The sequence below is a fragment of the Sphingorhabdus sp. genome, from assembly GCF_046154385.1.
Taxonomy (GTDB): domain Bacteria; phylum Pseudomonadota; class Alphaproteobacteria; order Sphingomonadales; family Sphingomonadaceae; genus Sphingorhabdus_B.
In genome coordinates this window covers 1-18,567 of record NZ_JBJXFW010000053.1, presented here as the reverse complement: position 1 = coordinate 18,567, position 18,567 = coordinate 1, and the positions used below count along the sequence as shown (strand labels likewise).

The 18,567-nt window shown below is 55.5% G+C and carries 21 protein-coding genes; 6 read left to right on the top strand and 15 right to left on the bottom strand.

Going from position 1 to position 18,567, the window contains the following annotated elements:
* Positions 1 to 2: 2 nt before the first annotated feature.
* Positions 3 to 1,574: a M23 family metallopeptidase gene (locus tag ACKVOS_RS12025; RefSeq protein ID WP_409212242.1), complete on the bottom strand. Its 1,572-nt coding sequence runs from the start codon at positions 1,572 to 1,574 to the stop codon at positions 3 to 5.
* A gap of 213 nt (positions 1,575 to 1,787) precedes the next feature.
* Between ACKVOS_RS12025 and ACKVOS_RS12020 the strand changes: the two genes are divergently transcribed.
* Positions 1,788 to 2,423, top strand: a complete 636-nt coding sequence (locus ACKVOS_RS12020) for a 2-hydroxychromene-2-carboxylate isomerase (protein ID WP_409212241.1) — start codon at positions 1,788 to 1,790, stop codon at positions 2,421 to 2,423.
* Positions 2,420 to 3,217: a crotonase/enoyl-CoA hydratase family protein gene (locus ACKVOS_RS12015; protein ID WP_409212240.1), complete on the top strand. Its 798-nt coding sequence runs from the start codon at positions 2,420 to 2,422 to the stop codon at positions 3,215 to 3,217. Before ACKVOS_RS12020 ends, ACKVOS_RS12015 begins: the two co-directional genes overlap by 4 nt.
* 27 nt (positions 3,218 to 3,244) lie before the next feature.
* On the opposite strand, the gene ACKVOS_RS12010 is transcribed toward ACKVOS_RS12015, so the two are convergent.
* The 3 genes from ACKVOS_RS12010 to ACKVOS_RS12000 all read right to left on the bottom strand — a co-directional run bounded on the left by ACKVOS_RS12010 (position 3,245) and on the right by ACKVOS_RS12000 (position 6,578).
* Positions 3,245 to 3,676, bottom strand: coding sequence for an acyl-CoA thioesterase (locus ACKVOS_RS12010; RefSeq protein ID WP_409212239.1), 432 nt, complete (start codon positions 3,674 to 3,676; stop codon positions 3,245 to 3,247).
* A gap of 60 nt (positions 3,677 to 3,736) precedes the next feature.
* A complete protein-coding gene (locus ACKVOS_RS12005; RefSeq protein WP_409212238.1) occupies positions 3,737 to 4,891 on the bottom strand; it encodes an acyl-CoA dehydrogenase family protein in 1,155 nt (384 codons plus the stop codon).
* A 76-nt stretch (positions 4,892 to 4,967) separates the two neighbouring features.
* The gene (locus ACKVOS_RS12000) at positions 4,968 to 6,578 is read right to left on the bottom strand and encodes a spinster family MFS transporter (RefSeq protein ID WP_409212267.1); all 1,611 of its coding nucleotides are present in this window, start codon (positions 6,576 to 6,578) and stop codon (positions 4,968 to 4,970) included.
* 230 nt (positions 6,579 to 6,808) lie between these two features.
* Between ACKVOS_RS12000 and ACKVOS_RS11995 the strand changes: the two genes are divergently transcribed.
* Together ACKVOS_RS11995 and ACKVOS_RS11990 are read left to right on the top strand one after the other, a co-directional pair.
* Positions 6,809 to 7,552, top strand: a complete 744-nt coding sequence (locus ACKVOS_RS11995) for a Bax inhibitor-1 family protein (protein WP_409212237.1) — start codon at positions 6,809 to 6,811, stop codon at positions 7,550 to 7,552.
* A gap of 187 nt (positions 7,553 to 7,739) precedes the next feature.
* Entirely contained in the window at positions 7,740 to 8,456 is a 717-nt protein-coding gene (locus ACKVOS_RS11990) for a hypothetical protein (RefSeq protein ID WP_409212236.1), read from the top strand.
* 1 nt (position 8,457) lies between these two features.
* Here ACKVOS_RS11990 and ACKVOS_RS11985 read toward each other — a convergent pair whose 3' ends face one another.
* A complete protein-coding gene (locus ACKVOS_RS11985) occupies positions 8,458 to 8,886 on the bottom strand; it encodes a CBS domain-containing protein (protein WP_409212235.1) in 429 nt (142 codons plus the stop codon).
* A 63-nt stretch (positions 8,887 to 8,949) separates the two neighbouring features.
* Between ACKVOS_RS11985 and ACKVOS_RS11980 the strand changes: the two genes are divergently transcribed.
* Positions 8,950 to 9,243 carry a hypothetical protein gene (locus ACKVOS_RS11980; RefSeq protein WP_409212234.1) on the top strand — a complete coding sequence of 98 codons (294 nt, stop codon included), beginning with the start codon at positions 8,950 to 8,952 and terminating at the stop codon, positions 9,241 to 9,243.
* Positions 9,240 to 9,635: an acyl-CoA thioesterase gene (locus ACKVOS_RS11975; RefSeq protein ID WP_409212233.1), complete on the top strand. Its 396-nt coding sequence runs from the start codon at positions 9,240 to 9,242 to the stop codon at positions 9,633 to 9,635. The genes ACKVOS_RS11980 and ACKVOS_RS11975 overlap by 4 nt, the downstream gene beginning before the upstream one ends.
* Here the strand turns inward: ACKVOS_RS11975 and ACKVOS_RS11970 are convergent.
* The 10 genes from ACKVOS_RS11970 to ACKVOS_RS11925 all read right to left on the bottom strand — a co-directional run bounded on the left by ACKVOS_RS11970 (position 9,632) and on the right by ACKVOS_RS11925 (position 18,489).
* Entirely contained in the window at positions 9,632 to 11,197 is a 1,566-nt protein-coding gene (locus ACKVOS_RS11970) for a DUF4139 domain-containing protein (protein ID WP_409212232.1), read from the bottom strand. The two genes, ACKVOS_RS11975 and ACKVOS_RS11970, sit on opposite strands and share 4 nt — an antisense overlap.
* 4 nt (positions 11,198 to 11,201) lie before the next feature.
* Positions 11,202 to 12,617: a DUF4139 domain-containing protein gene (locus tag ACKVOS_RS11965; RefSeq protein WP_409212231.1), complete on the bottom strand. Its 1,416-nt coding sequence runs from the start codon at positions 12,615 to 12,617 to the stop codon at positions 11,202 to 11,204.
* A gap of 77 nt (positions 12,618 to 12,694) precedes the next feature.
* Positions 12,695 to 13,408 (bottom strand): DUF4167 domain-containing protein, encoded by a 714-nt coding sequence (locus ACKVOS_RS11960; protein ID WP_409212230.1) that lies wholly within the window; start codon positions 13,406 to 13,408, stop codon positions 12,695 to 12,697.
* Between the two features lie 174 nt (positions 13,409 to 13,582).
* Positions 13,583 to 14,440 (bottom strand): peptide chain release factor N(5)-glutamine methyltransferase, encoded by an 858-nt coding sequence (gene prmC / locus ACKVOS_RS11955; RefSeq protein ID WP_409212229.1) that lies wholly within the window; start codon positions 14,438 to 14,440, stop codon positions 13,583 to 13,585.
* 68 nt (positions 14,441 to 14,508) lie between these two features.
* Positions 14,509 to 14,826, bottom strand: coding sequence for a hypothetical protein (locus ACKVOS_RS11950; RefSeq protein ID WP_409212228.1), 318 nt, complete (start codon positions 14,824 to 14,826; stop codon positions 14,509 to 14,511).
* Positions 14,827 to 14,921: 95 nt separating this feature from the next.
* Positions 14,922 to 16,448 (bottom strand): alkaline phosphatase, encoded by a 1,527-nt coding sequence (locus ACKVOS_RS11945; RefSeq protein ID WP_409212227.1) that lies wholly within the window; start codon positions 16,446 to 16,448, stop codon positions 14,922 to 14,924.
* Between the two features lie 737 nt (positions 16,449 to 17,185).
* Positions 17,186 to 17,392 (bottom strand): hypothetical protein, encoded by a 207-nt coding sequence (locus ACKVOS_RS11940; protein WP_409212226.1) that lies wholly within the window; start codon positions 17,390 to 17,392, stop codon positions 17,186 to 17,188.
* The gene (locus ACKVOS_RS11935; protein ID WP_409212225.1) at positions 17,361 to 17,918 is read right to left on the bottom strand and encodes a hypothetical protein; all 558 of its coding nucleotides are present in this window, start codon (positions 17,916 to 17,918) and stop codon (positions 17,361 to 17,363) included. Before ACKVOS_RS11935 ends, ACKVOS_RS11940 begins: the two co-directional genes overlap by 32 nt.
* Complete coding sequence (locus tag ACKVOS_RS11930; RefSeq protein WP_409212224.1) at positions 17,915 to 18,226, bottom strand: type II toxin-antitoxin system RelE/ParE family toxin; 312 nt, start codon at positions 18,224 to 18,226, stop codon at positions 17,915 to 17,917. Before ACKVOS_RS11930 ends, ACKVOS_RS11935 begins: the two co-directional genes overlap by 4 nt.
* Positions 18,223 to 18,489 carry a type II toxin-antitoxin system ParD family antitoxin gene (locus tag ACKVOS_RS11925; protein ID WP_409212223.1) on the bottom strand — a complete coding sequence of 89 codons (267 nt, stop codon included), beginning with the start codon at positions 18,487 to 18,489 and terminating at the stop codon, positions 18,223 to 18,225. Before ACKVOS_RS11925 ends, ACKVOS_RS11930 begins: the two co-directional genes overlap by 4 nt.
* Between the last annotated feature and the right edge of the window lie 78 nt (positions 18,490 to 18,567).

Here is an 18,567-nt window from a genome sequence, read left to right as displayed (position 1 = left end):
GCTTATCCGCGAGTGGCGCGACGATCCAAATTCTGGGTCAGGCGATCGATTTCGCGCTTTGGCTCTTCTGTTACACGCCCACTAGGTTTCAATGGAGTCAACGCGGCACCCGCTTTTACCGATTTCAAGCTGCTAAGACGGCCTTTGAAACGGGCCAGATCACTTCCCGACAGTTGCGCGCGTTGGGTGAATTTTACCGACATCGGATTTACCGCCCGACCGCCGCGGTATAATTCATAATGAAGATGTGGGCCAGTCGACAGGCCTGTTGAACCGACATAACCGATAATTTGACCGCGCCGAACCCGTGTGCCTGACGATACCGCAAAGCGGCTCATATGACCGTAGCCGGAAGCGAGACCGCCGCCATGATTTATCTGCACGAAATTGCCATAGCCACCCTTGCGCCCGGCATATGCAACAGTTCCGTCTGTCACTGAATAGATAGGCGTGCCATACCCTGCCTTGAAATCGAGGCCATTGTGCATGCGCGCATACCCAAGAATGGGATGGCGGCGCATTCCGAAACCGGAGCTTACCGCGCCATTGACCGGCCTGCTTAAAGCGCCTTTGGATTCGCCGATACCTGACGCCTCGAACCACTGGCTGTTTTCACCGACCGACCATTTCAACATTTGTATCGCCGATTTCCCGTCGCGATCGACCCCCGCATAGAGCAATCCACCAACTTTGACCTCGCCCGTTTCAGCGCGTTTGTAGTCGACGATAATATCGAATTCGTCATTGGACCGGATGGATGACAATGATGTCCGGCCAGATATAACCTTCAGATAATCTTGAATTGCGCTCGCCGGGGCACCTGCCGCGCGTGCAGACCGATAGAGGCTTTCACCAACCATACCGCGAATACGTAAGGGGGTTTCATCGACCGCAATCGGTTTGCGGCTAAGTTGGAGAGCATCGCCATTTCTGTTAACTGCAAGATTGAGATCAAAACGCGCCCGAAAAGCGATGGATTCGACGGGGCGAGCTTGGTTTTTTGATGTCCTTTTACCCAATATGATTTCGATGGGAGTTCCTGGCTCGATCGCTGTCAATGATGTGACAGATGACACCATGGATGCGACATCCGAAGCTTCACCACCACCGACGCCAGCCCGTTGCAGCACCCGGCTAAAGCTGTCCCCCCGACCCAATGTTGCGGTCAATTCGATGCGAGGCCGTTCGGGGCTTCCGACCAGCGCAACCACGGCATCTGTTGACGCCATTCTTTTACCGCTGTCGCTGCCATAGGCGATAGGCATAATCATTTGCGCACGCGCTTCTTCAAATTCGGCTTCGTTAGGAATGGGCGGTTGCACCCCATAAACCGGCCCGAAATCCGGGAGCAGCGCCAAAGCAAAAACGCTTAGCGCTGTTAATGTGGCGAGGCCGCGAAACCAGCGCATCGAACCAATGTCTTCACCAAGATCGGGAACGAGATCCAATTCCGAAACAGTATCGACCCAAGTTTTGATTGCATTATGGCGCAAAGGCATAACCATCGCGTCCACTAATGCGACGCCGCCACTTGCTCCGGCACCGGCAAAGCCGATTTCTTTGCCTTCAAACATCAACGACCCTTGTCCTTATCCAAACTGGACGGATTTTTATACCCCGTCCCCTGTGACGCGATATGGTTAAAGTCAATTAAACACGTGAAATCTGTGGCGTTACTTGCGGCCAAATGTGTAAATTCGCGGATAAGCGCGCGAACATCCGAAAATAGTAGAAAAAATTGGATTTAATCGCTTCATTAAAAACCATCAAATGCTATGGATCGGATCATGAAGGAGACGACAATGGAGCGCGCCCGGATCGAGTTTTTTTACGATCTTTCCAGTCCCTGGACCTATCTTGCATTTACCAATTTACACCCAATCCTGGATCGAACTGATACATCAGCTATATTGAGGCCGATATTGGTTGGCGGTGTTTTCAATGCGGTAAATCAATCTGTATATGCGTCGCGTGAAGCGACTGATAATCGCAAATTGAACCATGCTTGGAAAGTGATGAGGGACTGGTCAAAACTGGCCGGTGTCGAGATGAATTTCCCGAGCCAGTATCACCCGGCAAAAAGCGTTGTTGCAATGCGGATGGCTTGCACTTTGGCGGACGATATGCCGGCCTTGACGAAATTCACACAGGCTGCGTTTGAAAGCTATTTTGGCCGGCAAGAGAATTTGGATGATCCCGAAACGCTCGTCGCTGTGGCCAATGCCGTCGGGCTGGATGGCGAAGCCATGCAGGCAGCAGCGCAAACGGACGCGGTGAAGGCATTGCTGCGTTCCAACACGGAAGAAGTAATCGCGCGCGGTGGCTATGGTTCACCGACGATATTTGTAGACAAGACCCGGATGTATTTTGGCAATGACCAATTGCCGCTGGTGGAATTTGCACTGAAGGAAAAACCCGAATGAACGATCGCGTCAGTATAACCGTGAAAAGCCATATTGCCGATGTGCGACTGACACGGGCAGATAAGATGAATGCCCTCGACCCCGCCATGTTTGAAGGGATCATTGCCGCCGGTAAAGAACTTGCGGCGATGCAGGGCGTTCGTGCGGTCGTGCTATCTGGCGAGGGCCGCAGCTTTTGTGCCGGCCTCGATATGGCAAGCATGGCAGGCGGCGGCGCCAGCGCGAGCGGCGGCATGAAGAGTTTAACCGATCGCACGCACGGTAATGCCAATATGTTCCAGCAAGTCGCGATGCAGTGGCGCAAGCTGCCCGTGCCGATCATCGCGGCGGTGCATGGCGTGTGCTTTGGCGGCGGCCTGCAAATTGCCAGTGGCGCTGATATCCGTGTCGTCGCCCCCGATGCAAGGATGGCGGTGATGGAAATGAAATGGGGCCTCATCCCCGACATGGGCGGCTATGCTCTGTGGCGCGGGATGGTGCGCGAGGATGTCCTGCGGGAGCTAACCTACACCAATCGCGAATTTTGCGGGGCAGATGCGTTGGAGCTTGGATTTGCAACTTATGTGGATGACAATCCGCATGCGCGGGCGATGGGCATCGCGCAGGAAATCGCCAACCGCAATCCCGAAGCCATGCGCGAGGCAAAGGCCCTGTTCAACGAATATGCCGACTTGGATGAAGATGCGATTTTGATGGCCGAAAGCGTTCGCCAGAACCGCGTTATCCGCACCCCCAACCAGATCGAGGCCGTGATGTCGCAGATGCAGAAACGTGCGGCGAATTTTTCGGATTGAGCAAGGACCCGCCTCCAGGTCCCGGCCCTAGTTCCGCACCATCAACCGTTCGAATTCTGCGCGCAAATCGGCATTGATTGCGGTGGGGCCATTGGCATCGGTTAAAACGATTGTGGTGATGCAGGTTGCCTTGCACGCCCCATTTTGAAAAGCGGCCGATGCGATATCCCAACTGCTGCTTCCGATCCTCAATATACCGCTGGCAACGTCAACATGGTCGGGGAAATGCGCCTCGGCAATATAGTCGAGCGATACGCTGACGATCAGCCAGCGCTGCCCAGGTGCCCTGCGTTGCACTTCGATGGCATGGTTGAACATGCCACGGCCATGCTCGAAAAGACCGGCCATCGAAACATTGTTGATGTGCCCCAGCACATCCATGTCAGCAAAGCGCGTCTCGGTACGGTGGCTGAACGGATAGCTGGCCGGATCAAGCTGCCATATCTGGGGTTTGGGCATTCATAATTCTTTCAAGTTATTCAATGCGCGAAATCCAGTTCAGCGCAAAATGCGGGGGTGTTAAAGCCCCCGGCCAATCAGTTCTTTCATGATTTCATTCGTGCCGCCGAATATCCGCGTAACACGCGCGCCGCGCCACATACGGGCGATGGGATATTCATTCATATATCCAGCGCCGCCGTGCAGTTGGAGGCATGCATCGACGACTTCCCATTGCAACTCGGTATGCCATAGCTTTGCCGCGGCGCCCTCTTCGGCGGTCAACTCTTTTTTGTAATGGCGATTGAGCGCCCAATCGAGATGCGCCCATCCCACTTGCAGCTTTGACTTGATGTCAGCCAAAACGAACCGCGTGTTCTGAAAATCAAGTAAGGGTTTGCCGAATACGATCCGTTCGCGCGCGAAGGCAACGGTTTCGTCAAACGCCTTTTGCGTACTTGCCATTGCGGAAACCGCAATCGAGAGTCGTTCTTGCGGCAACTCGCTCATCAGATAGATGAAACCCTTGCCTTCTTCGCCCAGGCAATTGGTCATGGGCACGCGTACATCTTCAAAGAAGAGTTCGGATGTGTCGGCTTCGTCCATACCAATTTTGTCGAGATTGCGGCCCCGTTTGAAGCCCTCACGATCGGCCTCAACCAACACAATCGACATACCCTTCCACGCAGGCTGCACTTCAGTGTCGGTCTTTACACAAACCAGGATAAGGTCGGCATTTTGTCCATTGGTGATATAGGTTTTGCTGCCGTTGATGACATAATGATTGCCATCTTTCCGCGCGGTGGCCTTCATGCCTTGAAGGTCGGATCCGGTGCCGGGCTCGGTCATGGCGATAGCTGTGACGACTTCGCCAGATATCATTTTGGGCAGCCAGTGTTTCTTCTGTTCTTCGCTGCCGTAGCTGACGAGGTAATTCACGACGATGTCGGATTGGAGGGAAAAACCCGTGGCGGCACCGCCGTAATAAGCAGATTCTTCATCGACAATCGCATTATAGCCAAAGTCGAGGCCCAGACCGCCATACTCCGCCGGAACAGTGGGGCAGAGCATCCCGACTTCACCGGCCTTTGGCCAGATCGATTTGGGAACTATTCCGTCTTCTTGCCATTGTTTCGCGTTTGGTGCGACTTCTTTCAGAAGAAACTGCCGGACCGATTGGCGGAACGCCTCATGGTCTTCATTATAGGCGGTGCGCGGAATAGTATCGAGCGACATCAGACTCTCTCCTTAGGATAATATCTTCCCAATGCGGCGCGTTGACGCAAGCGTCAAGCAGAATTTAATCAGTCGATTAAATCAATTCTCCGGCGTCGCGGGCCCGTTCGACGATGCTCGCCTCTGCTTTGGGGATGAGACGGAAAGCGAAGATAAGCAAGGTCAAGGCAATTGGTGTGACCGCAATGAGCGACAAGATACCGATCCGCAGATTACCGACCAATTTGCCATCGACCATTGTTCCGGTCAGGTCCGATATCTGACCCACCATATATGGACCGAAGGACAGACCGACAAGCGTCGTGCCAAGGAAAAACGCGGCAGTTGCAGTACCACGCATCCGGGGCAGGACAAGGTCTTGCGTTGTTGCTGCTGCGGCACCCAATGCAGTCGCACCCAACATGCCTGCCAAGAAATTCATGACGTAAAATAATGTGGTGCTTTCGGTCGTGTAGCCAACCCAAATCGGGATAATCGGACCGACGACGCCAAGTATGATCACCAATATACGGCCTGCCGGAAATTTCGCTCGCAATTTGTCGGCGATCGCTCCGCCAACAATCACGCCTAGAAATCCGCTCAAGGCGCCGTTGGCACCAAGTACCAACGCCAGTTCCTGCTTGGGTAATTTCAAAACGATTTCGGCATAAGGCGCCGACCAAAAGGCAAGCGCATATGCGGCCAATGCAACCAGTCCATACCCCAATGTTGTACAAATAAACGCAGGTGTTCCCCATATTAAGCGAAACGTTGCAGGATCTTTGGCCCGCAACGCCGAAGCCCACGAAAACACCGCATAATATCCGAACCCAACCGCTGACCATTGCGGGAAATTTCCGGTCAATTGAATCATCGAATATGCAAAGGCGGCAATTGCAACGCCGGAAGCTATGTTGATCGCAAATGCCGACGGCCCGCGTTGCCAAGCACCCAAGATTGTAAAAGGCGGGACAATCATCGAAAGGTCGCTGGCAAAAGCCCGGAATGGGGCGGGCGAGCTTTTGGTTTCCAAGCCATCCATGGCCCCGCGCTTGGGTTCACGCAAGCTTGCTACCCACAAGGCCACAATGACTCCGGGAATGCCAACGGCCAAAAACGCGGCCTGCCAACCGACGAGACCCAAAGGACCGCCATCGGGGTAGAATTGGTTCCATGTTTTAACGATCAATGCCCCGATGAACAGGGAGACACCGCCGCCAATATACAGTCCGGAGGAGTAGATAGCCAGGGCGGTGGCCCGCTGACGTTTGGGAAAATAGTCGGAAATCAGGGAATAAGCGGTGGGACTTGCCGTCGCTTCGCCAACGCCGACGCCCATGCGGGCAACTGTGAGTTCGACCTGATTGCGGGCAAAGCCTGACAAGGCGGTCATCAAGGACCATAAGGCCAGACCAACGGAAAGCAATTTTACACGGCTCCAATTGTCCGCCAGTCGTCCCAAAGGAATACCAAAAAGAGCATAAAATACCGCAAACGCCGCGCCGCCCAAAAAGCCCATATCTGCATCGGTCAGCCCAAGGTCCGCCTTTATATCGACGGCGAGGATGCTGAGAATTTGGCGGTCAATGAAATTGAGAATGTAAACAACCACCAAAACACCCAGAACATACCAGCTGTAGCCGCTGGCCTCTGCGGGTGGGAAGGGCGCCTGTTCGGCTTCAGCGTCCGGTTTTGCGCTTCCCGCCAAATCACTCACATCACTCTCCTTTTTGGGCTGTTTTCGCTCCATATTCTCATGGCTAGCAGATCGAAGTTTTGGCGCAACCGGAATTGCCATCGCGTATTCCAATAGCCGGTGATGCTGGTATCAGGATGAAATCGAAAAATTCTATGTCGTGTTTTGCTTGAAATTGGAGCAAATTCATCCAATATCATGTCCATGCGGCTATGGTGCCGCGGTTTGAGGAGAATTTTGTCATGGCACAGTGGTCCGATCCACGGGTAACCGGGACCCAGTCAAGTCTTGCAGGTGTTGGCACGGGCGCCGGTGATGTCGCTGTCGACGCCGGTCTTCGCGCACACATGCTAAAGGTTTACAATTACATGTCCTCAGGCGTCTTGCTGACAGGCATTGTTGCAATGCTTTTCGCACAGACCGCCTTGGCGCAAAATTTGATGCTAAACCCTAGCCTTTTGAGCTGGGTTATCATTTTGTCACCGATGGCGATCGTTCTGGTGATGAGCTTTGGTCAAAACCGTTTGTCCACACCGGCCTTGCAGGCAATGTTCTGGGCGTTCGCTGTTTTGATGGGCTTGTCCTTGTCGCGCATTTTCATGATGTTTACCGGCGAATCCATTGCCCAGACGTTCTTCGCAACAGCTGCTGCTTTTGCGGGACTAAGCCTGTGGGGTTACACCACCAAGAAGGATCTTAGCGGTTGGGGAACTTTCCTGATCATGGGTGTTGTCGGTCTGCTTGTTGCATCGATTGCAAATATCTGGCTGGCATCCGACACAATGCATTGGGTGATTAGCGCAGCGGGCGTTTTGATTTTTGCCGGACTTACTGCCTACGACACGCAGACGATCAAGAGCATTTATTTGCAGGTGCGTGGTTCCGACATGGTTGGCAAAGCCGCGATCATGGGTGCGCTTAACCTGTATCTGGACTTTATCAACATGTTCCAGTTTCTGCTCAGCTTTTTGGGCAACCGCGAATAAAAGTCACCTTCGGTTAAGGTTGAAAATATATAAATGGCCCAGCAGGAAACTGCCGGGCCATTTTTTTACGCGGCTTGCCGAACAGGGCTTTTCTTTTGGGGGCAAAATCCTGTTGTGAAAACTGAAGTTGGTCGGAGATTTTGATATGTGTCGCGGTTATAAAAATGTTGCGGCTATAATATTCACAGTGGCAATCATTTCCGCTTGTGCGCCCGTTCCAAAACAAGTCGTGGTCGCGCCTCCTCCTCCAGTCATCGTTCCGCCTCCGCCACCCCCGCCACCGATCATGCCTCGCCCGCCGGGTAACGCCGCCACGACCATGCGGGTTCCTGCTTTGGGTTTGGATGGAGTTCGCATTACTCCCAACAGGGGGCTCAGCCGTGACGAACAAATATGGCATTTCCGGTCTGCGCTAAATGTTGCGGCATTGAACTGCCAAGGCCCGGTGTGGGGCCAGATTGCCACCCAATACAACAAATTCATCATCACACATAAAGTGCAATTGTCGAAAAGCAGCAAAACCGTCGATCGTGAATATGTCGCCCGATATCCCGGTCAGAATGGGTTACGTATCCGCGATACCAAGTTGACCGATCTTTATAATTATTTTGCGTTGCCGCCCATTCGGTCCGAGTATTGCGATGCGGCCCTGCGTAAAGTGACTGAAGCAAACACGGTTCCGGTCGCTGCGTTCCCTGAATATGCGATGGGCGGGCTGAACGATCTGGATGGCATTTTCATCCGCTTCTTTGATGCGTATGCCCAATATGAACGCGATCTGGTCGACTGGAATATGAAATATGGGCCAAAACCGGCCGCGGTTACATCGTTTAATCCAGTGACAACGCAACAGGAAGCTTCACAACCTTCTGCGATACAGTCGACAACCAAATTCCTTCGGTAATCTATGCCATGCTGATGTAATCGCGCATCGCGGCTGCTTCGGATTCGATCTTTTCAATCCGGTGCTTCACAAGATCGCCGATGGATACAAATCCGGATAGACGGTCATTGTCGACGACTGGCAAGTGCCGGATGCGGCGTTTGGTCATCAGCGACAATGCCGACAATATGGCTGAATCTGAGGTCACCGTAATGGCCGGTGCAGTCATCGTTTCGCCAACGGTTTTTGCAAGAAATGCCGCGCCATGTTTGGCAACGCCATAAACGATATCGCGCTCCGAAAAAATGCCTACGACAGTCTGTCCGTCGATTACCGGCAACGCGCCTATCCGGTTTTCAGCCAGACGGGTAACAACGTCACCAACGCTTTCGTGCGGTTTGGCCGTAAAAACATCGCCGCTTCGCCCACTTAAAATCGCCGAAATTGTCATCTCCGCTCTCCTCTCGTCTTGCCCAATCTTGACTTTATAGCATAAAGCGCGCTTCGCAAGAATATGACTCGACCCTCTCGCCTCGATGATCCCGAATATGCCAGCTTTGCGTGGAAACGCTATTGGCGATTGATGCGCTGGATGTTTCTTGTCACCGTGCTCCTGACGATTTTGGTTTTGGGTAGTTTCTGGTGGAATAACGGCATGGTTTCGATCCATTTTTTCATCGCGACGGCCGGCGCGATTACTGCGTCGATCATGTTGACGGCCGCACTTATGGGACTGGTTTTTCTTTCCAGTGGTTCGGGCCACGATGAAGCTATCGAAGATTTGTTTGAAGAGGAAGCCGATCGTTGAGTGACAATGTCCGCAACCTGCCCAAGCGTTCGGACCCGGTATTGCGAGTTATTCCGGGGCCAAGCGACATCAACGCCAATGGACATATTTTTGGCGGATGGGTGCTGGGTGTCATGGATCAGGCCGGCGGCATTATCGCAGGCCGCGTGTCGCAAGGACCATGTGCAACGGTTGCTATTGAAAAAATGGAATTTATCGCGCCGATTTTGTTGCGTGATATCATCTCCGTTTATGCCAGTCTTGAACGGCGTGGGCGGACGTCGATGGGTATCCGTATCGAGGTGATCGCGACCCGCGAACGGGGGCAGCAAGAGGTAAAAGTGACCGAAGGCCTATTTACATTCGTGGCCCTAGACGAACAGCACAAGCCACGGCCATTGCCCGAAGTCTAGTCGCGCCTGAGCTTGATAGTGTACACTAAAGTAGCGCTGTCATTTCCGGCGATTGTAGCTTTCCAAGTCGGCACACCGTCAATCTTTGTTAACGCCGCGGATTTCCCGCGCAGCTCATAAGGCACTTCGACCTCGATGTTGACGGGCGAACTGCGTGCGTTGGTAATTTTGACCTCCCAACGTTGATTATCGGCTTTCTCCGATTGCGGTTTCACTTGAATCCGGACCTCTGAGGAGCTGCCGACAGCAATCTCCACATCTTCGCCCAGGGTCCGATCCTCGAGCGATGATTCGCCAGCGAGCAGGGGACCAAATTCGCTGCTTTCGAAAATCATCATTTGCCCTTGCGGCATCGGCAGTCCCAGGCCTTTTTCAACTGTGTTCTTGCCGCGCAACATTAACGTCATTGGCGTGCTTTGCAGGGCATAATTTTGGACCGAAGCGGCATAATAATGCGCAAAGGTCGCACCCGGCTTGACCAGCATAGCGACCTGTTTCTGACCTTTGGCGTTGACCGTAACAGGTTCCGGTATTCGATACAGTTTGAGGTCGCCCAAATCCTCTTGCTCTGCCACCACCAATGCAACGGGAGAAAAAGACGCCTGCGCCTCGCCCCGCATCCGCTGTGCTGTCACGATAATGCTGTCGCTCCCGTCATCCAAATAAGCCACTGGCACGGGCGGCGGCGGCGGCGGCGGAATATAGCCGAGATTATATGGCACTTCATGGGTGCGCTGGTTTGGCCAACATTTCAACTGCAGCCCACCGCCTGTCGGCTTTACTGGAACACCGCTGCCTTCCCGGTTTGGCTTTCCTGCAATGGCCATGGTGTTGGCGTTGATAAAGCTCTGGTTTCCGCCATTGGCGAGCGTGAGCCACGCGAACAGATCAACCTTGCCCTTGCCATCTTTTCCTCGGTCCTGGATCTGCGCGATATAATTGGCTTCCCAATCAAAGCCCGCAGCCATGTAGGTGAGGGTGACTTTCACGGATACCGGTTTGTCGCTTTGCGTAACAACCGACAAAGTCGGCTTAGCAGAAAGGTTGGAAGGAACTTGTGAAAATGCCATCCGTTCGGGCAGACCCGTGCAGTGCAAGGCTTCATATCCGTCGCCAGTCTGCAATATTACGGCCCCGCCTGGCGCGGATGTAATCATCGCCGTATATTCGCGCGTTTTTCCTGTCGCCCGGTCGGTGCGAATAATCGTAACTTGCCGTTTTAGATAAGCGTCCACCAGGCCCAGCGGCGACAGCAACCGAGCGTCCCGGTTCTTTTCTTTGACGCCTTTGGGAAGCCCCGTGACGATGGCGCTTTCGGGAAACATTCCTTCCGCGACGCCTTCAAAACGCACGACACTTTCGCCCGCCGGAATGGAGAGCGTCCGAGTTTCCGTAACAAGGGCGTAACCGGCGGGCCAGTTGGGATCAATTGGCTGCCCCCCATATTTTTCGCCGCGATAAACGGTGAGCGAAACGGCTTCGGGTTCCTCTGAAACCACAACCTGTTGCGCCGCAATCGGGGTTGCGGACGCAAGGACGAAAAGGGCAACCAGCCCGCGCACAGGCTTAGTAGCGGCTGTCGAATGTGGCGGTCACGGTCGCCTTGCCATTTGCCGCCACCGGGACACTCCATTCGATGCGGTCGGCGGATACGCGCTTGCCTTCCTGGCTTTGCTCGCTGATCCGCACATCGCCCCATAGCCCGTTTTGGCCAAGGTCAACGGTAATGGCGTTACCACGTGCATTGGTGATTTCGTAGCGCATACGGGTTTTCCAGCGGTTGGCATTGATCCGCGTGCGTTCCTCCACCACGGTTTTGACTTTGACGTCAAATGCTTCGCCGGTGCGGATCGACATGGCGCTGCCCATCGGTGTAGCTTCGATGCGGCTTTCGCCGATGAATTGCGGGTCTCCACGTTTGTCGCGCATGTAGACCCGCATCGTACCCGAGGGCAGCTGGTCGCCCAGCCCGCCGCCTTTTGAGGTGGAGAATTTCAAGACGGATGCGGCGCTCGCCGCTTCATTTGTGGCCAACCAGCCATTGTTGAATTCATATGTGTTGCGCGCTGGAGCCGATTTGACATCGAGAAAGCTGACCTGCTTTTGCTGGGCATTCGCGATGGTCGTTCGTTCGCCAAGCGGATAGAGATAATAATCGCCGAGCCGTTCGCGGTCGTTTGATTCTGTCCCGGCTTCGTCAATTGTGCCGGTCGATCCGCTATAGGGTGTTTGATAAACACGCCGAACGCCGCCTTGATTGGAGTTGCCGGCCACAAGCAGCACGTCGGCGTTGGTATAGTCGGTGCCTGTATTGTTGGTAAGCGTAACCCAACCCTGTACGTCGATGGTCTGTTTTGCATCATCGAACAATGTCACATAATCGGATGTCCAGCCAAGACCGGGTGTAAGATAAGTCAATGTTGTAGGGGTCACACCGCCCTTTGATTCCAGCGTTACGGACAGTGTTGGGCGCGCGCGCAGATTTGGTGGAACCTTATCGAAGATGACCCGCACCGGAAGCCCGTCATCGCGCAACACTTCGATTGTGTCGCCTATCTGCAGGACTACCCCGCCATTTGCCGCAAGTACTTTGGCGCGAACGCGGGTTTCTGCGCCAGTCGCGACATTCGTTCGCAGCAGGGTCACTGTCTGCCCGACGGCTTTCTCCATCAATTTTGCCGGCGTCAGCAGATCATAATCGAAATTCTGTTCGACGATCCCAATTCCGAGGCCTGTCAGGGTAACGGTTTCGGCGCGAATTTGTGCAGAGACGTCGGGGAATTCCTGTTTGGAACGGCCCGAAGGAAGGCTCATCTGCCGAATATCCTGAACAAGGCTTTGGCCGTTCTGATATATGGTAACAGCAACGTCGCCCTGTGCCGATGTTTCCGCGGTTTTTTCAACATTGGACACAGGCACGCTTTGGGCGAACACCGGAGCGGCGATTATGCCCCCGAATCCCATCAGCAGCAAATGGCGCATAGTATCCTCCCCCAAAATGTTATGGAGATAATATCTAATTTTTACCCGATGACCAGAGCCTTAACAAAGGCAATGCCTTATTCCGCAGCTGTTGCTGTTTCTTCATCATTGGCCGATTTGGGACGGCGTGCACGGGGCTTGCGGGCTGGTTTGACGGCTTCGATTTCTACATCTGTCTCTTCTGAAGACGCGATGGCGATCGAAGGTGGCAATACTGCCAGATCAAGACCGGCGGGTTCGTCGTCATTCACTTCGCTGTGATGGCGCCGCGGGCTGCGATTGCTATCCCGGTTGCCGTCGCGATCCCCCCGATTGTTCCGCTCTGGGCGGTCATTCCGGCGTGGGCGATTGTCGCGTGATTCGCGGCGTGGCTGTTCTTCGGCTTCTTCCGCATTGTTCTCGGACTCGCTTTCGCGCTCCGCATTCTCGCCGGAATCCATTTCGTCATAGCTGCCTTCGCGGTCCTGATCGCGCCATTCGTCGCGGGGGCGGCGTTCGCCTTGTTGTTCCTGCCGCGCTTCCTGACGGCTGCGGAAATCGGCGAGGACGCGGAAATAATGGTCGGCAAATTGCAGATGATATTCGGCGTTGACGCGGTCGCCGTTAAACTGGGCATCCTGTGCCAGCTTCTTATATTTTTCCAGCATCTGCGCTGCGTTGCCGCGTGCGCGATTGTCGATCTGGTTTTGATAATCAAAACCGCTGCGGTTGTTGTTCTGCTGGCGGTTATTGTTGTTTCGGCCGCGACGCCGGTTATTGTTATTCTGCTGCTGCCGGTTGTTGGTGTTCATCAGGATTTGCCCTGTCCTCTGCTTCACAAAAAATGTTGCTTGGTGCCCCCTTGAACCCAGTCTTTCGGGTTCGTTCAAGATCCATCCCGATCTTGAAAATTTCCATCTGCGCTGGGGGCGGCTTCGCATGAAAGGCCCGGGTCGGAGCGTTTTTGCTGCGATGCACTATGCGTCCTAGCCGTTCATACCCCCGATTCCAAGCGAAAAGCGTAAAGCGCGGGGTTTGCCAGCCAGATCGCGGCGCATTTCGGTGGATAACCCCGCATTGCTTGCCAAATCGCTAACAGATTGCGCCTGAGTGTGGCCGATTTCAAAGATCGCAAGGCCGCCTTCGGCCAATAACGCCGGCATGTAGGGCATGAGGATGCGATAATCATCCAGCCCGTCTGCCCCGGCAAACAGCGCGCAGTGCGGTTCATACTCTGCGACCATTGGCATCAGGTCGGCATCGGTTTCGATATAAGGCGGGTTACACAAGATTAGGTCAAACCGCCCAAGTTCCGCAGCCCATTGCGCATCGCGCCAGCTCACGCGCAGCCATTGCGACCGTGTTTCAAAACCCAGTCGCTTTCCGTTGGATGCCGCGACCGAAAGCGCCGCCGCGCTGGCATCCATTCCGATTCCGACTGCATCGGGAAAGGCCGACAGGCAGGCGAGCAGCAATGCACCCGATCCGGTTCCAAGATCCAATATGCGGGTCGGCTTTTGCAGCCCGGCCAAGCTTTCCACCGCCATCTCGATCAAACTTTCGCTGTCGGCGCGGGGGATCAGGACGTCGGGGGTGACGGCAAGGTCAAGGTCCCAAAAGGCTTGGCTTCCGGTGATATAGGCCACGGGTTCATGGTGCATCCGGCGGGCGACCATGGCGGCAAGGTCGGGCGGCGCAGCGAGGTCGACAAGCCGGAGCAGCATTTCAGATCGGTCCAGCCCCAACGCATGGGCGGCGAGCAATTCGGCGTCGAGACGCGGGGTGGCGCTTACTCCGGCCAATTGGGTGGCCATATCCCGCAAGATTACTGCTAAATTACCCATCGGCTCCGTCCATAGCGCGGCTGCAGCGGGGCGCAACTTGTCTTGGCCCCGTTGCCCCGACATCGGCCCTAGCCCACAGGGTCCAGCTTCACCGGCCCCATTTCGTTCAGGCATTCGCGAACCTTAAGCAGATCCTCTGCGCTGGTAGGCGGATTGGTCACCAGATCCTGGACGCTCTTGCCGTCCATCACCTTGTCGGCAGCGCAATCGCATACCTGATTGAGGTCCACCGTGACCCCCTCGGGTATCTGCCCTTCGGCCGTGGCGGTGCAGGTGGCGACCAATTGTTCGCGCACCGTGGTCTTGACGCTTTCGTCGAGCACGCCCCCTTCACCGCAGGCGGCAAGGGCGAGGCATGATAGTGCCAGAAGCGATAGTTTCCGCATTGTCGTTCAACTTTCCTTCACAGGCTCCAAACCCATGACATGAGTTGGGGACAACACCACCGACTTACAAGTCCCCCAACTTACAAGCCCCCAACTTACAAGCCCAACGCCGCGCGCAGGATCTGGAATATCGTGTTCTGTTCGATCGTTCCTTTAAACAGATGCGCCTTCGGCCCCGCCGCCCGCGCCACGACATCATCGCCGCCATGCGTTTCGGAGGACAGCCCGACCAGCGCCTGTTGGCGATAATTCAGCGCCTCGGTATCTTCCTTGCCCGGATCAGGCCGTTCGGCGGCGGAGACGGCACCCGGGCCATTGGCATAGCCCAAAGTCGTATAAGCCTTGCCGTCCATGGCCAATGTCGGTGTGCCGACAGGATCGGACACGACACCCAGGATCGGGTTGCCGCGCTGCGGATAGCCGGCGATGGTGAACACATGGCTATGGTCCGATGTCACGACGATCAGCGTATCGGACAGATCGACACTCTCCATCGCCGCCTTCAGCGCCGCATTCAGCGCAACCGTATCCTGCAGCGCACGGCGGGCATTGCCGCCATGATGCGCGTGGTCGATGCGTCCGGCCTCAACCATCAGGACATAGCCTTTCCGGTTTTTCGACAGCATCGCAATCGCCTTGGTCGTCATCTCGGCAAGCGATGGCTCCTTGCCACCCGCTGCGGTCCGGTCGGCTTCGAACTGCATGTGCGACGGTTCAAACAGTCCGAGCAGCTTGCCGGTCTTTTTGGGGTCCACCGCAGCAAAGCTCTCGCTGTTCCACACATAAGCGCCGTTCGGGTTGGCGGCCTTCCAGTCGGCGGACAGGTCCTTGCCATCGGCGCGCTTGCCCTTTGCATTGGGATATTCAGGGTCCGTCGCGGTCGCGGGCAGGAAATGCTGACGCCCACCGCCCAGCATGACGTCGAGGCCATTGCCATGCGGCCATTCGACCATCTGCCGCGCGATGTCGGTGCAGCCTGCGGCCTTTGCCGCGTCGGGCATCTTGGAATCCACTTCCCAGTCGCGCTGCGCCACATGGGCGTAGGTTGACGCGGGGGTGGCGTGGGTGATGGTCGCGGTCGACACGATGCCGGTGGCATAGCCCTTGTCCTCGGCCATTTCGAACAGCGACGGCACCTTGAACGGCGCGGTCGCGGCGCAGTCATTCTCGATCGCTTCGGGCCCGACGCCGATGACGCCATTTTTGGTCTTCACCCCGGCGACGATGGCCGTGGCGGTCGGCGCGCTGTCGGCGACTTGGGCATCGTGGGAATAGGTTTTGACCAAAGCAGTGTGGGGCAGGCGGTCCATCTGCGCGACAAAGGATTCGCCGTCGAGGCCAAGCTGCTGCCCTTCGAAAATGCGGCCAGCGGTCAGCGTGCTGACGCCCATGCCGTCGCCAATGAAGATGATGATATTGCGCGCCTTGCGGTTGTTGGGCTTGTCCGCCTGCAAGCGTTTCAGTTCGTCCTGACCGGCCTTTAAATAGCCTTCGCTGGTGGTGACCGGCGGTTTGGCGGGGGCGGGGGCAGGAGTGGGCGGAGGAGCAGGAGGCGCAAGCTGCGCCAGCGCAGGCGCGGCGATCAGGCAGGTCGCCAGCAACAGGGAAGACGATTTACGCATTGCACTCTCCTTCATGAACCATCGGCGGCGTTACAGAAAAACATGACGCCCGCGTGACATACGCCCGTTTAGACGGGTCCCATGACCTTGGCGAGGGCCGCAGAGATAAAGATACAGAAGGCACGCAAAACGAACATGAAAATGGATACTTTGTTGCTTTAATTGAACGGCGCAGCGGGTGAAGGGGGCGGGGGAGGCAGGCACGGTCATAGTCGGACGCTGACATCAGAAGCCCTTCATTTCAAGGGCGAGTTAAGCCACTTCGGGGCGATAGGCGGACATAAGAAGGGTGTGGCCGATTGGGGACGGGTTGAGAAGGGGGCGATTGTGCGAATTAGCATTGCGTCCCCGGAATTTCACGACAGCAGGAGTTGCGGAAGTTGACACTAAGTTGACAGCTAAGCGCCTGTCGGGAGGCAGCCGACGAAGCGCCATTTCCGCTTCGCGCGCAGACGCCGGAATTCTTCGCCGTCGGCCAAGCGGGGGGATAAACAGGTTCAAAGAGCATGCACTCCGCAAAGGCGGGTGGCGATGAGAACAATACAGGAACATTGCCGACAAGTCAAGCATTATCCATGATACAGAAACAAAAGACACTCAAAACGAACGTGAAACTGCATCCTTTGGTGCTTTAGATTAAGAGCGGGGGAGGCGGGGAAGCGAAGCGTCGGAGCAGATGCGCGCGCAGTCATGCGGGGAGGGTGGCAGGGGGTTGCGTACATTTCAAAGGTGGGTAGTTACCAGTTCCCGCCCGTGTCTTTGATTGCCTTGAGCAGTGCTTTTTTGCTCTCTGTACGGTTTTTGCCGCTGTTGCGGCCTTTGACGAGTGCGGGGTTGGCAGGGTCGATGATCCCCAACTGCGCCTTGCGCTTTGCCACACGCGCGCCAAGTTCGGCCATGTCGATGACCGTTTCAGGTTCCGCTTTTAATGTCTTCAACGCCATAATCGCCTGCGCTTTCTTCGCGAACTCTCTGCTCCAGATACTCCATATCGGCGTCGGGGTGAAGTGATAGTAATAATTGTGCCTGATACAGCCGGTCGCGCGCCGTGCCGGACGCATATTGGCCCATGCGGTCGGCAATCAAATCCTCGACCGAAATGACGCGAAACAGTGCACTTTCGCCAATCGGTTTAACCAGGCGAATATGCGCCCGATCCACATTGCCATCCATCGGTACGTCGGCAACGGTTTCAAAGCCGAGTTGAAGCTCGGGGTGAATCCAGCCCTTCAACATCGATCCCGCGCCCGAGGGACGGATGAAGCCAAATCGCTGCATTTCATCTTCCAGCTCCGCTTGGCACGGCGAGCAGAAATCGAAATCACCGGTGGTGAGCGCGCTGGTCGAATAAAGCTCTGCGGCGGCCCCGCCAACAAGCACCGGACGAGGCAACCCCCGCCGATCCATAGCCTCACTCACCCGCGCAAACAGGCGCAGCGCGGCTTCGAATTCGGGGCGATATGTGGTCATAGTTCCTCCTCGAATACTCGTCCCAAGTCGCGTCCAGCATGGGCGATGGCAAGAATTTCGACCATATCGTCCAGGACCCTATAGGCGATCACGGTACGACGGCGGTAGGGGATAGTGCGAACCCCTGGTGCGAGATCATCCCGAGCCGTTCCGCGTTCGGGATAGGCGGAAAGCGCCGCGGCATGTGCCTCTATCTTGCAGACATATTCATAGGCCGTGTCGGGATCAGCCTGATCCGCAATCCATTCATACAATGCCAGCAAGTCGCCGCGCGCCTGTGGCCGCCACGTAATGTTGTAATTCTTCACACAGATTTGCGCTTTTCATGGACTGCTTTGAGTTCGGCAAAGACATCCGACTGCGGTATCGAGGGGGCAGGGTCCGCCAGTGCCGCCTCTACCTTCCCCTGCAAAATTGCATCGAGAGCGGCTTCTTCCCGCTCCAACGCCCGCAAACCGGCGCGGACCACCTCGCTCACCGAAGCAAAACGCCCCGAAGCCACCCGCGATTGCGCCATTTCGGTCAATGGACCGAGGGTTACCGTGACGGGTTTTGTGGTTCTGCTGTACATGGAATTAGTGTATGACATTGTCATAGTTATTGCAAGAAGCGGGTTTCACTGCCTTGAGGCGCTAATGTCTGCTAAAGC

Coding starts and splice junctions, on each gene's coding strand:
- ACKVOS_RS12025 (WP_409212242.1), bottom strand. CDS start 1,574: ATGTTTGAAGGCAAAGAAATCGGCTTTGCCGGTGCCGGAGCAAGTGGC.
- ACKVOS_RS12020 (WP_409212241.1), top strand. CDS start 1,788: ATGAAGGAGACGACAATGGAGCGCGCCCGGATCGAGTTTTTTTACGAT.
- ACKVOS_RS12015 (WP_409212240.1), top strand. CDS start 2,420: ATGAACGATCGCGTCAGTATAACCGTGAAAAGCCATATTGCCGATGTG.
- ACKVOS_RS12010 (WP_409212239.1), bottom strand. CDS start 3,676: ATGCCCAAACCCCAGATATGGCAGCTTGATCCGGCCAGCTATCCGTTC.
- ACKVOS_RS12005 (WP_409212238.1), bottom strand. CDS start 4,891: ATGTCGCTCGATACTATTCCGCGCACCGCCTATAATGAAGACCATGAG.
- ACKVOS_RS11995 (WP_409212237.1), top strand. CDS start 6,809: ATGGCACAGTGGTCCGATCCACGGGTAACCGGGACCCAGTCAAGTCTT.
- ACKVOS_RS11985 (WP_409212235.1), bottom strand. CDS start 8,886: ATGACAATTTCGGCGATTTTAAGTGGGCGAAGCGGCGATGTTTTTACG.
- ACKVOS_RS11980 (WP_409212234.1), top strand. CDS start 8,950: ATGACTCGACCCTCTCGCCTCGATGATCCCGAATATGCCAGCTTTGCG.
- ACKVOS_RS11965 (WP_409212231.1), bottom strand. CDS start 12,617: ATGCGCCATTTGCTGCTGATGGGATTCGGGGGCATAATCGCCGCTCCG.
- ACKVOS_RS11960 (WP_409212230.1), bottom strand. CDS start 13,408: ATGAACACCAACAACCGGCAGCAGCAGAATAACAATAACCGGCGTCGC.
- prmC (WP_409212229.1), bottom strand. CDS start 14,440: ATGGGTAATTTAGCAGTAATCTTGCGGGATATGGCCACCCAATTGGCC.
- ACKVOS_RS11950 (WP_409212228.1), bottom strand. CDS start 14,826: ATGCGGAAACTATCGCTTCTGGCACTATCATGCCTCGCCCTTGCCGCC.
- ACKVOS_RS11945 (WP_409212227.1), bottom strand. CDS start 16,448: ATGCGTAAATCGTCTTCCCTGTTGCTGGCGACCTGCCTGATCGCCGCG.
- ACKVOS_RS11940 (WP_409212226.1), bottom strand. CDS start 17,392: ATGGCGTTGAAGACATTAAAAGCGGAACCTGAAACGGTCATCGACATG.
- ACKVOS_RS11935 (WP_409212225.1), bottom strand. CDS start 17,918: ATGACCACATATCGCCCCGAATTCGAAGCCGCGCTGCGCCTGTTTGCG.
- ACKVOS_RS11925 (WP_409212223.1), bottom strand. CDS start 18,489: ATGTACAGCAGAACCACAAAACCCGTCACGGTAACCCTCGGTCCATTG.